We start from the raw sequence: 16,967 nt of genomic DNA, 5'->3' as shown, positions 1-16,967 counted from the left end.
TATTATTCCTCTATTTTTTTGTCTTCTTTTAGTTTGTTTTTATTTTTAGCGATTAGATTTTTGCTTTTATTTTTTGGCTGTAAATTTGTGCTTAGAGGTTTATTATCTTCTTTATTTTTTTTGGTTTGTTTAGTTTGATTTCTAGTTTTTAATTTTGGTTTTTCACTATTTTTAGCTTTTTGATTATTGGTGTTTTTTATGACTTGTTTTGCAACTTGTTTATTTTTGTTTTCAATATGGTTATTTTTGATTGAATTGTTGGAAGTAGCAACATCAATAGAATTGTTAGAATTTGTTAATATTTGTTTATTTTTCCTCTTAATTTGTGTCTTTTTTGTTGTATTTTTTTGTTTTTCAGCTTCATTATTTGCTACTTTTTTTACTTTATTTTTGGCTGTTTTTTTGTTAACTGTAATCGCTTTTTCTTGTTTATCTTTGCTAGACTTTGCTTTTTTGTGATTTTGAATAAAATCTTGTCTTTCATCTACATAAATTACTGATGAAAGAATAACTGGTTTTCTTCTTCTTTGTTTATAAAAGAAGGTATTTAAACGGTTTTTAACAGTCTGTTTAATTTGGGGAATAGAAACATCTGTTTTATTTTTTAGCAAAAATAAAATTGAAGAATGGACAAGTCTTCTTATTTCTTGAACCATTTCCTGTGATTTTTTCACTATAAAAGCACCACGTGAAATAATTTTTACACGCCCAAAAATTGAATTATCAACCCTATTAATTGGAACTAAAACATAAACAAAACCATTTTCACGCATTAGCTCACGTTCATCAATAATTCTTGTATTATCAAGGGAAATAATTTCACCATCAATGTAGACTGGATCACAAGCCACAGTTTTTTTAGTTAACCTTACCTCTTGATTCACCATTTCATATACTTGACCATTTGCAGGTATTAAAACATTTTCCTTTTTAACTCCACATTCTATTGCTGTTTGTTTATGAGCTAAACACATACGGTATTCGCCGTGGTAAGGGAAAAAATATTTTGGTTTTGTATATTGAAATATTTTTTCATGCTCTTCTTTATAAGCATGACCTGATGTATGTAGGTAGCCATCTGGTCCATTTTCCTTGATAATTGCATTTAATTTATAAAGTCTATTAATTAAATGCTCTATTTTAATTCTATTTCCAGGAATTGGTGAAGAGGAAAAAATTACTAAGTCACCAGACTCAATTGCAACTTTGGGATGTTTTCTGTTAGACATTCTATCAAGAGCAGCTAGTTGTTCACCTTGACTACCAGTTGTTAAAATTAAAAGTTCATTTGGCTCATATTGGTTTAAGTTTTTACCTGCAAATGATTCATTAGGAATTTCAATATAACCAATTTTTCGACCAATGTTTATTCCATTGACCATTGAACGACCAAAAGTAATAATTTTTTTGTTGAGCTTAATACCTAATTCCATAATAGCTTTAATTCTTGTTAAATTTGAAGCAAAAGCGGTAATGATGATTTTTTTAGTCGCAGATCTCATATGCATTTCAATATCAGATAAAATATCTTTTTCAGAAGGTGAGTGGTTTGGTCTCATAGCATTGGTAGAATCTGAAAAGAGAACAGTTAAATTTTGATCACCAATAGTTTTAAGGCGATCAAAATCTGTATAATTTCCAATTGGAGTATAGTCAAATCGAAAATCACCAGTGCACATTATAGAACCATGCGGAGATGTAATTCTGATTCCAAAGGCATCAGGTATTGAGTGCTGCGCTGTTCAAAAATCCACACTTAAAGTGTTGAATTTGTAAACATCATCTTTATTAATTTCGATAAATTTGACATTTTCGTGAATTTTTAAATCAGCAAATTTTGCTTTTAAAAATTCAATTGCTATTTTGGCACCATAAATAGCTTTAATTTGGACTTGTCTAACTAAATAGGCGATTCCGCCAATGTGATCTTCATGCCCGTGAGTTATAAAAACGCCCCTTATTTTTGATTCGTTTTGTTTTAAATATTGGTAGTCGGGAACCATTCCTTTAATACCGGTAGCAAAAATATTTGCAAATTTAATTCCAGCATCGATGATAACAATGTCGTTATCGTCTTCGATTACTAAAGTGGATTTACCAATTTCTTGCATACCACCTAGCCCAAAAAAACGTGTTGGATTATCAGTTGGTGACATAAAATTCCTATCTTTTCAATAAGATACTTGAAAATACTAATTATATTAGAAGTTAAAATACTTCATTGTGAAAAATTAATTTATTAAACTAATTAAAAAATTATATTATACACTATTTTCTATAAAAAACCTCATTTAAGCACACACAAAATTTAAATATTTATTTTTGCACTCACTTTTCCATTTCAGGTATCTACTTCTGTGATTGTCACATTTACTATTTGTCCAAGTTTGAATTCGAATTTACTGTTTGAGATAGAAAAACCATCTTCTGAAACATTGTAGACATCTTCATCATTATCTGGTAGTGATTTTACACCTACTAATGCATCAAATATACCTTCAATTTCTACAAAAAAACCAAATTTTAAAATTGAGTTTATTTGTGCGTTAAAGCTTTTGCCTATATGTTTGTTGATGTATTCAGCTTTTTTAATGCCAACTATTTTTCTTTCTAAAACAAAAGCTTTTTGTTCTAGTTCAGTAGTCGAGCTAGCTTCGATGGCTAAAATATTGTTAAAATGAGTAATATCTGTGTTTTTGTTAAAAATAAAATGGCGAATAATTCTATGTAAAATAAGGTCAGGATAACGTCTAATTGGACTTGTAAAATGGCTATAAAACTTGGAGGCCAAACCAAAATGACCTTCATTTACATCGGAATAAATAGCTTTTTGCATAGTTCTGAGAATTGCAATTTTGATGAAGTTGTCATTTTGTTTATTTTTGATTTGATTTACAAAATCTGCAAAAGATTTGGAATCAACATTGTAAGGTATTTGAATCTCAAGACCCAAATTTTTAATAATTTGATTTAATTGTAGAATTCTTTGGCTATCAGGTTTGTTATGAACTCTGTATAAGTTGGGAAAATTATGATCTGCTAAATATTTAGAGACATTTTCATTAGCTCTTACCATAAAATCTTCAATGATATTTTCGCTTAAACCACGTTCTTTAATTTCAATTCTTTCTGTATAACCTTGTTCGTCTAGAATGATTTTTGATTCATCAATTTCAAGATCAACATATCCTTGGTTTTCTTTGTATTTTCTTAAAATTTGCCCCAATTTTAAAGCATTTTTTAATAAATTTTCTAATTTAGGATCACCAAAACTGAGTTTGTTATCAAAAAATTCATTTACCTGATGATATGTTAGACGCTTGTATGATCTAATTACTGATGGATAAATTTTAACGCTTAAATTTTGGCCATTTTTATCAATTAAAGCTTCCATAGTAATTGTGTATCTATCAACATTTGGATTTAGTGAACAAATCCCATTTGATAAAGATTCGGGCAACATAGGAATTACTATGTGAGGTAGGTAAATAGATGTCCCACGAGCTTTTGCTTCCAAATCAAGTGCACTATCTTCAGTTACATAATAACTCACATCTGCTATATGTACTTTTAAAATGTAGTTGTTTTCCTTAGTTTCTATGGAAATAGCATCATCAAAATCTTTAGTATCATCACCATCAATAGTAATGACAACTTCATTTCTTAGATCAATTCTATCTGGATCGATTGACTTAATTTCTTGAGGAATTTGCTTTGATTCTTGAATAACTTCTTCATTAAAAATTGTTGATACACCAGAATCAATAATAGGAATTTTTACATTCAAAAAATGTTCTGATTCATGGCCTATTTTTTGAATAAGAGATATTTTTAAAATTCGTTTTTGGTAGTCAACAATTTTTACCTTAACAAAATCACCACTTTTTAATGAAGAGGTCATAGAAGGATTTTGTCATCTAAATAGCACTTTAGTGTTCAAATTTATAGGTTCAAAATCTAAAAATGTTCCATTTTCAACAATTTTACCAATTAGAAATTTTAAATTTCTATGTAAAATTTTTGTGATAACACCATATTTTTGTTCGGGTTTTAAAGAGTCTTTGTAAATATTTACCCTTACTTCGTCACCTTCAAGTGAGTTTGCACTAAATTTTGCAGGAACAAAAATATTATTTTCGCTTTGTGGATTATCTTTATCTTCTACAAAACCAAAAGTGGCTTGTTTTGATCTGTATATTCCGACTTTTGATTCTAAAAAAACAGGGCAATGATATCTACCATCTGGTAATTTAAAAACAACAAAATTTTCAATCAATTTGCTGATTTGATTAGTAATTGTGTAATTTTTATTGTAAGGTATATTAAAGTTTTTAGTTATTTCAATAAATGTTTTTGGTTGTGTTAAAAATTTACATAAAATTTGGTCTGGTATAAACATAAAATTACAAAAGCCTTATTAAAAGTGCGATTATCATAAATAGTATTCCAAGCACAAACATTGTTCATTTTGTAAATTTTTTAAAACTTCTTTCTTTGGATACTTGAAAAAGATCTAAATCACTAGAACCAATAAGAGCACCTGAGAATGAATTTGAATGCGGGGACATTAAAAGAGAAACTATAATCATTAAAACAGATATTATTAAAATAATTACTAAAATTATTGTTTTAAAAACCATAATAGATCCCCCTTTTAAACAATTTAATATTTTGTTAATTTTACCATAATTTTAACTAATTTAAAAAATACTTAAACAATCGGTTTGAAAAGATGAATTAACATTTTAAAAAATAAATTTATTTTTATATAATCTTGTTTTTCTACAACAATTTTTTTATTTTTCATATCCTGAATATATTCTAAATAAGTATGAATTCCTGGCCCTGTTAATAATAAACTTATTTCAAACTGAGAAAACAAAGATCTTAAATCTAAGTTTAGTGTACCCATTATACCAATTTTTTCATCGATAATAATTGATTTGGAATGATAAAAAAGTTTTTTAAAAATGTATATTTTTGCACCCTTTTCTTTTAGCATTTTTGCAAAATAGCTATTAAAATAAATAAAAAATGACTTATCATTTTTTCCAGGTATATAAATTTCTACTTCTATTCCAGCTAGCAAAACATCAGATAATGCATCTATAATTTTTTGTGAAGGTGCAAAATAAGGAGTAAAAAGTTGAATTTTTTTTCTAGCAGAATAAATTTGTTTTAAAATAAAACCTTCAATAATAGATTCTTCAGTCACTGGTCCACTTTGTAAAACAACACCGTAATTTTTGCTATCATTACTATCTTCATTAATTGGGACAGTAGTTAAATACTCTTCTTTTTTATAGACAAATTGTTGTTTTTTGCTTGATCATTTATTCCAACTGAATAAGAAATTTTGAGTATAACTTTGTACGATAGAGCCTTCTAATTTCATATTTAAATCTACTCAATAACCAAATTTTTTGTTAAAACCTATGTATTCTTCTGAAATATTGTTACCACCTGTAAAAACGATTTCTCCATCAATTAAATACACTTTTCTATGATTTCTATATAGCTTATTACCTGATAAAAAAGGAAATTTGATTATATTATAAAATAGTATTTCAACCTTATTTGATTTTAAATCTTTTCATTCTCTATTTTTTATAAAATATACTCCTAGAGAATCAACTATAATTTTAACTTCAACACCTTCTAAACTTTTTTGTATTAGTATTTGTTTTAATTCTTTTCAAATAAAGTCGTTTTTTATTATAAAAGTATCTATAAAAATAAATTTTTTAGCATTTCTTATTGCATTAAAAAAAAGCTCAAAAAATTTAAAACCGTCAACGATAATTTCTGAATTAAATGATCTAATAGGCGAGTTAAATTTATTTTGAGCATATTCTAATAAAAAATTTTTTTCATTTTCAACTTCAATGTTTGGAATTTGAAGATTTTCTTGCTTAGTAAAATTTTTATATTCTTGAAAAAAATGCTTTGAATTTTTTCTATTTATATATCTACGGCCATAAATTACATACAAAAAAGAACCTATAAAAGGTATGATTGAAAAAATGGCTATTCAAGAAATTTTGGCCTCAAAATTTCTTTGTTGTAGCAATAAATATAAGTTAAAAATTAGATTGAAAAAGTAAACCAAAATAACAATTGCAAACAAATATCAATCTAGTTTTCTTATTAAAACAAAGTAAAGTAAAAAAATTACACTAGCCAATGCGGCTAAAGTTAAAATTAAAAATAAATAGTAAAAAAAAACTTGGTTCTTCCTTTGCATAACATAATTTTACTAAATATTTTTAATTTTCATTATCTTTTAGTTTGCTTTCAATAATATTTTTTAATTCATTAAATAAGTTAGAATTGTTTTCGAGTAGAAGTCTTAAATTTGCCTTGCCTTGAGCAATATTTTGTCCGTTGTATGCAAATCAAGATCCTTTTCTTTCTAAAATCAACATTTCTTCAGCAAGCTGAGCAATTTCGGCAGCTTTGGAAATCCCTTTAGAAAAAATAATTTCCACAAGCGCTGTTTTGAAAGGAATTGCTAGTTTATTTTTTACTACCTTAATTTTGACAGTGTGCCCAGTAATATCATTGCCAGTGCTAATTTGCTGAATTTTTCTGACATCTAATCTTATTGAAGAATAAAATTTTAATCCTCTTCCTCCTGGGGTAGTCTCTGGATTACCAAAAATTACTCCTACTTTCTCACGTATCTGGTTAATAAAAATCACAGTTGTTCCATTTTTATTAAGTGATGCTGTAATTTTACGTAGCGCTTTTGACATTAAGCGAGCTTGCGCACCTATTACTTGGTCTTTCATTTCGCCTTCTAATTCGGCAGTAGGTACTAAAGCGGCAACAGAATCGACAACAATTAAGTCAATAGCACCGGTTTTTACTAAGGTATCCACTATGTCAAGTGCTTGTTCACCTGAGTCGGGTTGAGATAAAATTAAATTGTCTATATCAATTCCTAAATTTTTGGCATATTGTGGATCAATAGCATGTTCAGCATCGATAAAAGCAGCAATTCCTCCTTGTTTTTGTACTTCAGCAATCGCGTGCAAGGTAATAGTTGTCTTACCTGATGATTCAGGGCCAAAAATTTCAATAATTCTTCCCTTTGGAAAACCACCTACTCCAAGAGCTTTGTCAATTGAGAGACTACCACTTGAAAAAACTTCTGTGTCTACTGGAGGTCGCTCACCAAGTACCATTATTGATTCATTTCCAAACTTTTTCTTAATATCAATAAGAGCTTGTTTTAGTAATTTTGCATCTATCATTTGTTCTCCGTATATATTATTTTACTTATAATTAGAACAAAGTAGTCAAAGTAGACAAAAAATGGAAAAAATTAGTAAAAAACGTAATTTTTTCCTAAAAATATTAAATTTTTAGTTTTTTGCTTAAATATAAGTGCTGAGATTGAGTTATTTATCATATTTCAGCCTTGTTTTTATTTAATCTTTGTTATAAAAATTATAAAATTTATTACAATTTTAACAATTATGAAAAAGATTAGTAAAGGTTATACAAATGATTCTTATTATGATAAAGGATTATTTGTGCAAATTAAAAAATATAACGGATTCAATCACAAAATTGACTATGCGCTTTTATCACAATTTAGCTTTGTACCCAAATTAGTATCTAATGATAAAGAACAAATTGCTTGAGAGTGATTAGGTGAATCTACCGTAGAAAAAACAAGTGAAAATCTAAAGCAAATTGCCTTACAATTGAAAGAAATTCACAGTAGCAAACTGCCATTTCCTGCTTCAAATCATGCTGCTCGTGTGAAAAATTATATTAAGATCATTAACGAAAAAAAGATTACTATTGATGCTATTAATAAGTATTATAAACATATTACTAAAGTTTTAAAATACATGGATAAAACAACCCCATTACATAATGATTTATGACTTTTTAATATGGTTGAAAAAGATGGTAAAATTTATTTTATTGATTGAGAATATGCAACTAAAGGTGATAAACATTTTGATTTAGCATATTTTATTGAATCAGCTCAACTAAATGATGAGCAAGAATCTTTGTTTCTTGATACTTATGGCGATTATGTTTATGAATTTGTAATTCAACATAAAATTTTAGTAAATTATCTTATCATTCTTTGAAACAATTCTCAACCACAACAATATTTTGATGACAAACCCTTTATAAAAAAACTTGATGTTTTAATTAAAGAGTTGGAAAGATACAAACAATAATGAAATTTTTAGACCAAGTTAAAATTCAAGTTGAGGCAGGAAAAGGCGGAAATGGAGTTATATCTTTTCGTCGTGAAGCTCATGTTGATAAGGGTGGTCCAGATGGCGGAGATGGTGGTTCAGGTGGATCTATTTATTTTGTAGGTGATTCAGGATTAAATACGCTTTTGAATTTTTATTCACTTAAAATTATAAAGGGTAATGACGGAGAAAATGGTCGTAGTAAAAATCGTTATGGAGCGGGCGGGAGTGATATTTTTGTTAAAGTGCCAATAGGTACACAAGTCTATGTTGAAAACAAACTAATGTGTGATGTGGTTACTACAAAACCATATTTAATCGCAAAAGGTGGTAAAGGAGGTAGAGGTAATACTAAGTTCAAAACGGCAAAAAATAAAGCACCAAGAATTAGTGAAAACGGTGATTTAGGTGAATTTTATGAGCTTCAACTTGTTTTAAAAGTAATGGCAGATGTGGGTTTAGTTGGTAAACCAAATGCCGGAAAATCAACACTTTTATCGCAAATATCTAATGCAAAACCAAAAATAGCCAATTATTCTTTTACTACATTGGTGCCTCAGTTGGGTTTGGTTAAATTGTATGATAAATCATTTGTTATAGCAGATTTACCAGGTTTAATTGAAGGTGCTAGTCAGGGCAAAGGTTTGGGTTTTACTTTTTTAAAACATATTGAAAGATGTCGAGTTATTGCTCACATTATTGATTTTGGATCTAAAGAGAAAAATCCTATAATTGACTATGAAAACATTTGTAAAGAATTAAATAATTTTAATCCCGCTTTATCAAACTTACCACAAATAATCATTGCTAATAAGTCAGATTTATCTGAATTTAGTAAAAATGTACTTAGTTTTAAAAAGAAATTTCCACATTTAGAAATAGTTGAAGCATCCTTGTTAACAGATTCAAAAATAAACGAAATTAAAGCAAAAATGTATTCACTATTGGAAAAAAATATTCTAAATACAGTAGAACAGGTTGAAGAGTCCGTTGTTGAATTTACATTACAAAAACCTTTCATAATAAACAAGAAATCCGATAACTTATATGAAGTTGAAGGATTAGAAATTAAAAAATTAGTTCAAAAAATCCCATTAAACTCAGATGATAATATTTTAAGATTTAATAATAAGTTAAAAAATATGGGAATTTGGGATGAATTAATAAAGATGGGTATTAAAAAAGGAGATGTTGTCAAATTTTTTAATTTTGAACTAGAATGAATTTAAAATTAAAAAAGGTCGATAATGCAAAACAATAAACCATTTGTTAATCAGCAAATAAATAAAATGTCATTTGTGTATAAGAAAAATCTTATTTCACAAATTTTCAAATTACATAAAGCTGCTAAAGTATTTAATGAAAAAGGAAGAATTTTAGATCAACTTAGCATTTCAAAGGAACCTTATATGCAAGTTCAATCAAATGTAGATAAGGTTCTAGAAATTTTAGATCCTAAGCATTCCTCACTTTTAATCAAAGAATTTATTGAACAAGATAAAGAGTGGATTGAAAAATATTGGTCAAAGTCTAGTTATTACAAACATATTCACAAAGCAATTGATGAGTTTATCTATTACTTATATAGTTAGTAAATGCAATTGGATCTTAGCCCAATTGATACTCCTAAAATAGAATTAGCTAGCAGATACAACGATTTATCCTTTTCATTGTCGCATAACCCTAAAGCAAAGGGGTTGCGACAATTTATTAAAATTCGTCGTGACCCCATTAAAGATAGTTATAATATACTGGTAACTTATTTTTCTCAAGAAAAAATAAATATAACGACTTTTATACAAGTCAACAATATAAAAGTAATCAAGCTTAATCCAATATCTATTGATGCTGAAGGTTTCAATCAAGTATTTTATACTGAACTAAATAAAGAAGATAAGTTTTCTGAACTCCAAAATCTTTTAATTTATAGCACCTTAACTACAGAAGAAGATACTCGGCTATTATCAAATTCGCTTAAATTTAACAATAGTAATAACAATAAAAAAGATTATTTTATAAATTCACAAGCAATTGCTTTTAAAACGCTTGATAACATTGAAATGGCAAATTTTGGCTCTGATTCTTCTCATGAGTATAGTCAAAGTTTTGATAAGTATAGTGATAGTAATATTTATTTTTTTACCCCATCTTGGCAACAAGAGCAACATAATATTGTTGTTTTGAAAGTTGGTGTTGATCCAGAAGATTTCTACTTTAAAAACTTAAGAAATCTGATAAATATTCGCGCAAAAAATTTGCAAAATATTCCTTTAGAAGAAGGTCAAACATTAGATGTTGACTTTAATTTTATAGACAATTTTGATAGACCTGAATTTCAACCTGAAATAATTAATGGTAAATTTATAATTGGTTATATCAAAATAATTAACAATACTTATTTTGATATTAAACAAGGAAAAACAATAAAAGGTAATAATTTATCTTCTAAACAAGGTTATGTTATTCCTTATAATTTTAGTGGCACATTAACTCCTAAAGTCATATTAGATATTAATGCCGATTACAAAGATATTAGCATAGCTTTTTCACAAAAAATTAAACGAAAACTCATTGATAAAAACAATGGTATTTACAAACTTAAATTACAAACTTATGAAAAACCAATACTAAAAAATGAAGTTATTTTAATTGAAGATTCAGATTTCAACTATGTAATAGAAAACAATTTGAGTCTTGAAGAATTAAAGAACATCAATATTACCCATCGGCCAAAAAAGATAGAAAACAACAATGAAGATTTGGATTAAAATATTAATTCCCATTTTCTCAATTGGTGCTTTGGCAGGTTTGGGATATGCAGGTTATTATTACTATCAAAATAAACTAAATGATACAAATGACAAAGAAAATAATATAGATTTTTATACAAATAATAACTTTAAAGCTAAAGATATTTTTCCGAATTTATATGCAGGAGATTTTTACCAAACGATCAAAATTTCAGATGGTAAAGTTCTTATTGATGAGGATTTAGTTTCCCAATTCATCAAAAATCTAGTTAGTAAAATTTTAGTAAATTATGGGACAATAAGTTTTAGACACAAAGTAAATAAAAGTAAGAACGAAATATTTATTGAAATATTTTGGCAATACAAAAATAACAAATTAAACCGTAATTATCATTTTATTTTAAGTAAAGATATAGTAAAATAATAGCTGTATGCAAAAAAAAATATATGAAAAATTACGTAAATATACTAAAAAATCATTCAATGACAACAGTAATATTCGTGAAATAGGAATTGATTCATTAGATTTTATTCAAATTATTACTCATTTTGAAGATGAATTTGAAATTTCAGTCACTGATGATGAACTTTTGGACATCAAAACTGTTGGAGACATTGTACTATTAATTAATAAAAAAACTAAATAAAAATAAAATGTCCAAAATCATAGCACATATTGATATTAATACTTTTTTTGTATCAGCGGAAATACGCTTAAAACCAGAATTGAAAAAACAGCCAGTTGCAATCGCTAGAAGCGATAAATTTGCAATGGCTGTTTCAATTTCTAAACAAGTAAAAGAAAAAGGATTTAAAATTACTGATAAATTATCACAAATAAAGTCGGCAATCCCTGATTTAGTCATTATTAAACCCAACTTAAAATATTACCAATTTTTATCAAAAAAATTTTTTCAATATATTGTTAAAAATTTTAGCAAAAAAATTGAAATATATTCAATTGATGAGTGTTTTGTAGACTTAAGTAAGTTTGCAAAAAATTTTCGTACAATTAAATCAATGATATATTATATAAAAAATAAAATTGAAACAGATTTAGAACTACCTTGTTCTATAGGGATTTCTTATAATAAATTTTTAGCAAAAATGGCAACCAATTTAGCTAAAAATACAAGAGAAAATATTTTTATTTTGCCAAGATCTAAAATCGAGACTCATATATATAATTTGCCTATTCAACAGTTATTTGGAATTGGTAAATCAACTTCTAGATTATTAAATGAAAAAAAGGTTTATACAATAAAAGATTTTTTGAATTTAGGTATTAATAATGAAATATTGATAAAAATAATGGGTACAACAAGAAATTATTTTTATCAGAATTTACTTGAAAAAGGCGACGATGTTATTTTAGATAAAGAGTCTCATTTCAAGAGCGTTTCTCGATTTAATACTTTTTTATCTTCTGAAACAATAGATGCCAAACAGATTGCTTTAATAACAAAAGAATTTTGCTCTGATTTATTAACTAAACTGCAAATGTATCAAAAAAATACAGCAAGAATTGAAATTTATTATCACAATTATTTAGGAAAAACTATAAGATATTGAAAAAATCTAGATACGCCCAGCAATGATTTTAATTTTATAAGCACTGAGTTATTATTTCTAGTAGAAAAAATTGATAATTATAATAATATTAAAGGTTTTGGAGTTCGCTTTTCAAAACTAGCAAATCAGAAATTTGACAGTACGATGACTAAGAGCAAAGTCAAAAAAATAATAAATAAAATAAATGCCCAACATGGCAGCAAATCTGCCTTTATTTTAAATAATACAAAAAATAACCTTTTTTAAATAAAAGTATTATAATTTTAGTTTACCAAGTAATTAATTGAGAAGAATTTATTGACACGATGGGAAAGATCAGTTTTTTTTGATGACTATCAATTGTTATTTACCTAGTATTAGGTGTGATTTTCTCAATCCTAGCCATATGAAATATTTCACTAATTCTTGGGTGACTTTTTTCAATTTTAAGTTTTTTATGATCTTGAATTAATTACAAAAAAATTTACAAGAAAATATTATCCTTATTAAGTAAAAAAGCCAATAAATCAAAATGAGGTTTATACACCTTAGTTTGATTTTATTTTTTTTTAGTTATGGTTATTCACGTGGGTATTATTATTGGACTACTTTATATAAATAAAATTTTTAATAATAATATAACTAGTTTCCAAAATAGCCTATCGCCTATAAATTTATACACTTTTTTAATGGGTTATACTTTTTTCCCTATCATACTTATGATAGAAAATTGAAAAAGCAGAAAGGAGTAAATATGGATTTTTTTGAAAACTGAAGACAACCTCAACTCTTTACAATGTTGATTTTAGTAATTTTAGTAACAATTGTTTCTATTATTATTTATTTTAAAATTAAAAAAAGTAAAGTTGATGAAGCTCCCTCAGCAACTGTTATGCTGGTTGAGTCTTATTTTTTATTTTTAGATGATACAGTTGAATCATCTGGTGAAGGCTATGTTAACAAAGCAAAACCATACTTTTTTTCATTATTTATTTACTTTGTTTTTGGTAATTTGTTAACTCTTTTTGGTCTTGAGCCTATCTCAGCTTCAACTTCTGTTACACTTTCACTTGGTTTTGTTAGTTGAGTAGGAACCTTTGTAGTAGGCTTTATTTATGGAAAATTTAGATACCTCTTTTCTTTTATAATTAACCCATTTAAATGAATTGGTTCTCCAGGGCCGCTTATTTCTATTTCTTTTCGTATGTATGGAAATATAATTGCTGGATCTGTTATGACTCTAATGATTTATTATGGAGTTCAAAACATATACCAATCATTTTTAGTGGGTACTATTGGCAACTTCAATCTACCAGTTATTGTTTTACTTCCTCCCTTTTTAGTTTATTTTGACATAATTGATTCCCTAATACAATCCTTTATTTTTGTAGTATTAAACATTTCTTATTGGGGTATGGAAGTTGAAGAACACCACATTAGTAAGAAAAAACTTGCCAAAATGCAAGCAACTAAAACAATTTAGTTATACACTTATATATTAATACAGTTAAAAAAAGGAAAATTTATTATGATTAATTCAATAGTTAATTTTGCAACCGAAGTGACCACCGCTGCACAAAACATTGCACCCACTGTTGCAACATCTAGTATGGGTGCTGAAAAAATTGGCGCAGGACTTGCCATGATCGGGGTTATCGGAGCTGGTTTAGGACAGGGAATAGCAGGAGCAAAAGCAGTTGAAGCAGTTGGTCGTAATCCTGAAGCACAAAAAGAAATTTTTAAAACTTTATTATTCTCATCCGCAATTGCAGAAACTAGTGCAATTTATGCCTTAGTTGTTGCAATTTTATTAATATTTATTTAACTTAATTTCTTTAAAAAGGAAGATAATTATGAATCTTAGTGAAGCAATTTCAGAGCTTTTCAAAGGAATAGTTCCTAACGTTTATTTGATGGCCGCTACATTAATTTCTTTCTTATTATTAATGACAGTAGTGACAATTTTTGTTTATAAACCAATAAAAAAGTATTTAGCAGCAAAAAAAGCTTTTATTCAAAAAAATATTGATGAAACCATTGAAAACAATAAAAAAGCAGCACTACTCGAACAGCAGAGAAGTCTTGAATTACAAGAAGCACAACAAATTAAGCAAGAAATTAATATCAAAATCCAACAAGAAGCAAATGAAATAATTGAAAAAAGTAGAACACTTGCTAATCTTGAGTCTAAAAAAATTCTTGAAGATGGTAAAAGAGCTGCCCAAGCTTTTCAAGAAAAAGTAGTACTTGATAATAAAAAACTAGTTTTAGAAGCTGCTTTTAATCTTGCCACTAAATTTTTACAAAAGCAGGATGCGGAAAATAAAGATAATCAAGAAAAGCTAATTAGCGAATTAGAAAAAGAGTTAGGTTAGTTAAATGCGTCACCCAAAGTCTTTGTATTTATATGCAGAATCTTTAGTAGAAGTAGGAAAAGAAGAGCAAATTTTATCTGATTTACATTCTGAAGTCCAACACATTTTACAAATTTTTAAAAGTGAATCTCAAATTATTAAAGTATTTACATCTTATTTTATTTCACAAGAAGAAAAATTTCAACTAGTTAATAAAATTTTTCAAGATAATTCGCCATATCTTGTAAATTTGTTTAAGATTTTAATTAAAAATAATTTGTTTGGTTACATCAAACCAATTTTGTCAAAGTTTGACAAATTATCATGTCAAATTTTGAACCATGCATATGGAAAAATTGAAACTGCCTATGAATTAGATGCAACAATAATTTCAAGATTTGAAGAAAAATTAACAAGAAAATTAAACAAAAAAGTTGTTTTAAAACCAATAATAAACAAGGATTTAATTGCAGGAATTAAAATTACAGTTGATCACCATGTTTATGAAAATTCAATTAGTTCACAACTTAAAAGTCTTAAAACTAAGCTATTAAAATAAAGGAAATGCGATGAAAAATACAAATATTACAGCTATTATTCGTGATCAAATTAAAAATTTTGAAAACAAAATTGTCTCTGACGATGTTGGTAAAGTAATCGTCGTCGGTGATGGTGTTGCCTTAGTTTTTGGTATTGAAAAAGTAAAATTTGGTGAGCTAGTTGCCTTTGATAATAATGTCTATGGAATCGCACTTAATTTAGAACAAGATCTCGTCGGTGTTGTTATAATGGGTGATGAAAATTCTGTTTTTCAAGGTAGTATCGTGCGTCGTACTAATCAAGTTATTTCTACTTTGGTGGGTGATCAATTATTAGGAAGAGTAGTCAATGCTCTTGGACAACCAATTGATGGCAAGGGTGAAATTGAAACTACAAAAAGACGTGATATTTTTGCTGAAGCACCTTCAATTATGGAACGCCAAAGTGTCTCTCGTGGTCTTAATACAGGAATTTTGGCAATTGATTCAATTGTCCCAATCGGACTTGGTCAACGTGAGCTCATCATTGGTGATCGTCAAACTGGAAAAACCACTATTGCCATTGATACTATTTTAAATCAAAAAGGCAAAAATGTTTACTGTGTTTATGTAGCAATTGGACAAAAAAATTCTAATGTTGCCCAACTGGCTGCTCTGCTTGAAAAACATGGTGCCCTTGAGTATACCACTGTGATTACTGCCGGAGCTAGTGAACTTGCACCGCTCCAATACATTGCCCCTTATACAGGAACTGCCATTGCTGAAGAGTGAATGCACAATGGTAAAGATGTCCTAATTATTTATGATGATTTATCCAAGCATGCTGTTGCTTACCGGACACTTTCGCTGCTCTTACGTCGTCCTCCAGGAAGAGAAGCTTACCCAGGTGATATTTTCTACCAACACTCTTATTTATTAGAAAGATCAAGTCAATTAGCTGATAAACATGGAGGTGGTTCAATTACTGCACTTCCCATAGTTGAGACGCAAGCCGGTGATATTTCAGCTTATATTCCAACCAACATTATTTCAATTACTGATGGGCAAATTTTTGTGCGAGATAACTTGTTCAACTCTGGGCAAAAACCAGCAATTGATATTGGATTTTCAGTTTCTCGGGTAGGCTCAGCCGCACAAACTAAAGCGATGAAAGCGGTTGCTTCTAATTTAAAATTGCAATTAGCACAGTACAGTGAGCTTAAAGCTTTTACACAATTTGGCTCTGATTTGGGTCAAAGTTCACAACAAATTTTAGATAAAGGTAATAAAATTTATGAACTTTTAAAACAAGATAAGCAATATCATATGTCGCAATTTGAACAAGTAATGTTGTTGCTTTTTGTTGATCAAGGTCTAATTGAGTTTATTCCTTTGGTAAAAGTAGCTGACTTTCGTGATCATTTTTTCCGCTTTATCAACAGTGATAAATTTGCTACTCACCGGGACAACTTTGATGGCTCACAAACCTTTTCTAGTAAACAAAAAGAAGCTATTAAAGAGATTTTTAAAGCTTTTGCCCAAGATTTTAATTCAGGTCAGACCTTCTAA

17 protein-coding genes are annotated in these 16,967 nt (G+C 27.8%); 12 read left to right on the top strand and 5 right to left on the bottom strand.

The window, feature by feature from the left end:
• Positions 1–2 precede the first annotated feature (2 nt).
• The 5 genes from MCJ_RS03160 to recA all read right to left on the bottom strand — a co-directional run bounded on the left by MCJ_RS03160 (position 3) and on the right by recA (position 7,256).
• Positions 3–2,156 carry a ribonuclease J gene (locus tag MCJ_RS03160; protein ID WP_012751851.1) on the bottom strand — a complete coding sequence of 718 codons (2,154 nt, stop codon included), beginning with the start codon at positions 2,154–2,156 and terminating at the stop codon, positions 3–5.
• A gap of 152 nt (positions 2,157–2,308) precedes the next feature.
• A complete protein-coding gene (gene rnr, locus MCJ_RS03155; protein ID WP_012751850.1) occupies positions 2,309–4,399 on the bottom strand; it encodes a ribonuclease R in 2,091 nt (696 codons plus the stop codon).
• A gap of 4 nt (positions 4,400–4,403) precedes the next feature.
• On the bottom strand, positions 4,404–4,640 hold the full coding sequence (gene secG / locus MCJ_RS03150; RefSeq protein ID WP_012751849.1) for a preprotein translocase subunit SecG: 237 nt from the start codon (positions 4,638–4,640) through the stop codon (positions 4,404–4,406).
• 71 nt (positions 4,641–4,711) lie between these two features.
• Positions 4,712–6,244 carry a phospholipase D-like domain-containing protein gene (locus MCJ_RS03145; protein WP_012751848.1) on the bottom strand — a complete coding sequence of 511 codons (1,533 nt, stop codon included), beginning with the start codon at positions 6,242–6,244 and terminating at the stop codon, positions 4,712–4,714.
• Positions 6,245–6,266: 22 nt separating this feature from the next.
• A complete protein-coding gene (recA, locus tag MCJ_RS03140; RefSeq protein WP_012751847.1) occupies positions 6,267–7,256 on the bottom strand; it encodes a recombinase RecA in 990 nt (329 codons plus the stop codon).
• A gap of 225 nt (positions 7,257–7,481) precedes the next feature.
• Between recA and MCJ_RS03135 the strand changes: the two genes are divergently transcribed.
• The 12 genes from MCJ_RS03135 (at position 7,482) to atpA (ending at position 16,967) form a co-directional block, all read left to right on the top strand.
• Entirely contained in the window at positions 7,482–8,204 is a 723-nt protein-coding gene (locus tag MCJ_RS03135) for a phosphotransferase (protein WP_012751846.1), read from the top strand.
• The gene (gene obgE / locus MCJ_RS03130) at positions 8,204–9,454 is read left to right on the top strand and encodes a GTPase ObgE (RefSeq protein ID WP_012751845.1); all 1,251 of its coding nucleotides are present in this window, start codon (positions 8,204–8,206) and stop codon (positions 9,452–9,454) included. The genes MCJ_RS03135 and obgE overlap by 1 nt, the downstream gene beginning before the upstream one ends.
• 18 nt (positions 9,455–9,472) lie before the next feature.
• Complete coding sequence (locus MCJ_RS03125) at positions 9,473–9,817, top strand: MG284/MPN403 family protein (protein WP_012751844.1); 345 nt, start codon at positions 9,473–9,475, stop codon at positions 9,815–9,817.
• A gap of 3 nt (positions 9,818–9,820) precedes the next feature.
• Positions 9,821–10,993 carry an MHO_1580 family protein gene (locus MCJ_RS03120; protein WP_012751843.1) on the top strand — a complete coding sequence of 391 codons (1,173 nt, stop codon included), beginning with the start codon at positions 9,821–9,823 and terminating at the stop codon, positions 10,991–10,993.
• On the top strand, positions 10,977–11,399 hold the full coding sequence (locus MCJ_RS03115; RefSeq protein WP_041594554.1) for an MHO_1590 family protein: 423 nt from the start codon (positions 10,977–10,979) through the stop codon (positions 11,397–11,399). Before MCJ_RS03120 ends, MCJ_RS03115 begins: the two co-directional genes overlap by 17 nt.
• A 7-nt stretch (positions 11,400–11,406) precedes the next feature.
• The gene (locus MCJ_RS03110) at positions 11,407–11,622 is read left to right on the top strand and encodes a phosphopantetheine-binding protein (RefSeq protein ID WP_012751841.1); all 216 of its coding nucleotides are present in this window, start codon (positions 11,407–11,409) and stop codon (positions 11,620–11,622) included.
• Between the two features lie 7 nt (positions 11,623–11,629).
• A complete protein-coding gene (locus tag MCJ_RS03105) occupies positions 11,630–12,793 on the top strand; it encodes a Y-family DNA polymerase (protein WP_012751840.1) in 1,164 nt (387 codons plus the stop codon).
• Positions 12,794–13,280: 487 nt separating this feature from the next.
• Positions 13,281–14,009 (top strand): F0F1 ATP synthase subunit A, encoded by a 729-nt coding sequence (locus MCJ_RS03100; protein WP_012751839.1) that lies wholly within the window; start codon positions 13,281–13,283, stop codon positions 14,007–14,009.
• A gap of 48 nt (positions 14,010–14,057) precedes the next feature.
• Positions 14,058–14,351 (top strand): F0F1 ATP synthase subunit C, encoded by a 294-nt coding sequence (locus MCJ_RS03095; RefSeq protein ID WP_041594625.1) that lies wholly within the window; start codon positions 14,058–14,060, stop codon positions 14,349–14,351.
• 28 nt (positions 14,352–14,379) lie between these two features.
• The gene (locus MCJ_RS03090) at positions 14,380–14,901 is read left to right on the top strand and encodes an ATP synthase F0 subunit B (protein WP_050731557.1); all 522 of its coding nucleotides are present in this window, start codon (positions 14,380–14,382) and stop codon (positions 14,899–14,901) included.
• Positions 14,902–14,905: 4 nt separating this feature from the next.
• Positions 14,906–15,439: a F0F1 ATP synthase subunit delta gene (locus MCJ_RS03085; RefSeq protein ID WP_012751836.1), complete on the top strand. Its 534-nt coding sequence runs from the start codon at positions 14,906–14,908 to the stop codon at positions 15,437–15,439.
• 10 nt (positions 15,440–15,449) lie between these two features.
• A complete protein-coding gene (atpA, locus tag MCJ_RS03080; RefSeq protein ID WP_012751835.1) occupies positions 15,450–16,967 on the top strand; it encodes a F0F1 ATP synthase subunit alpha in 1,518 nt (505 codons plus the stop codon).

The sequence above is a fragment of the Mesomycoplasma conjunctivae genome, assembly GCF_000026765.1.
In the GTDB taxonomy this organism is placed as follows: domain Bacteria; phylum Bacillota_I; class Bacilli_A; order Mycoplasmatales; family Metamycoplasmataceae; genus Mesomycoplasma; species Mesomycoplasma conjunctivae.
This window is presented reverse-complemented; position numbering and strand designations above follow the sequence as displayed.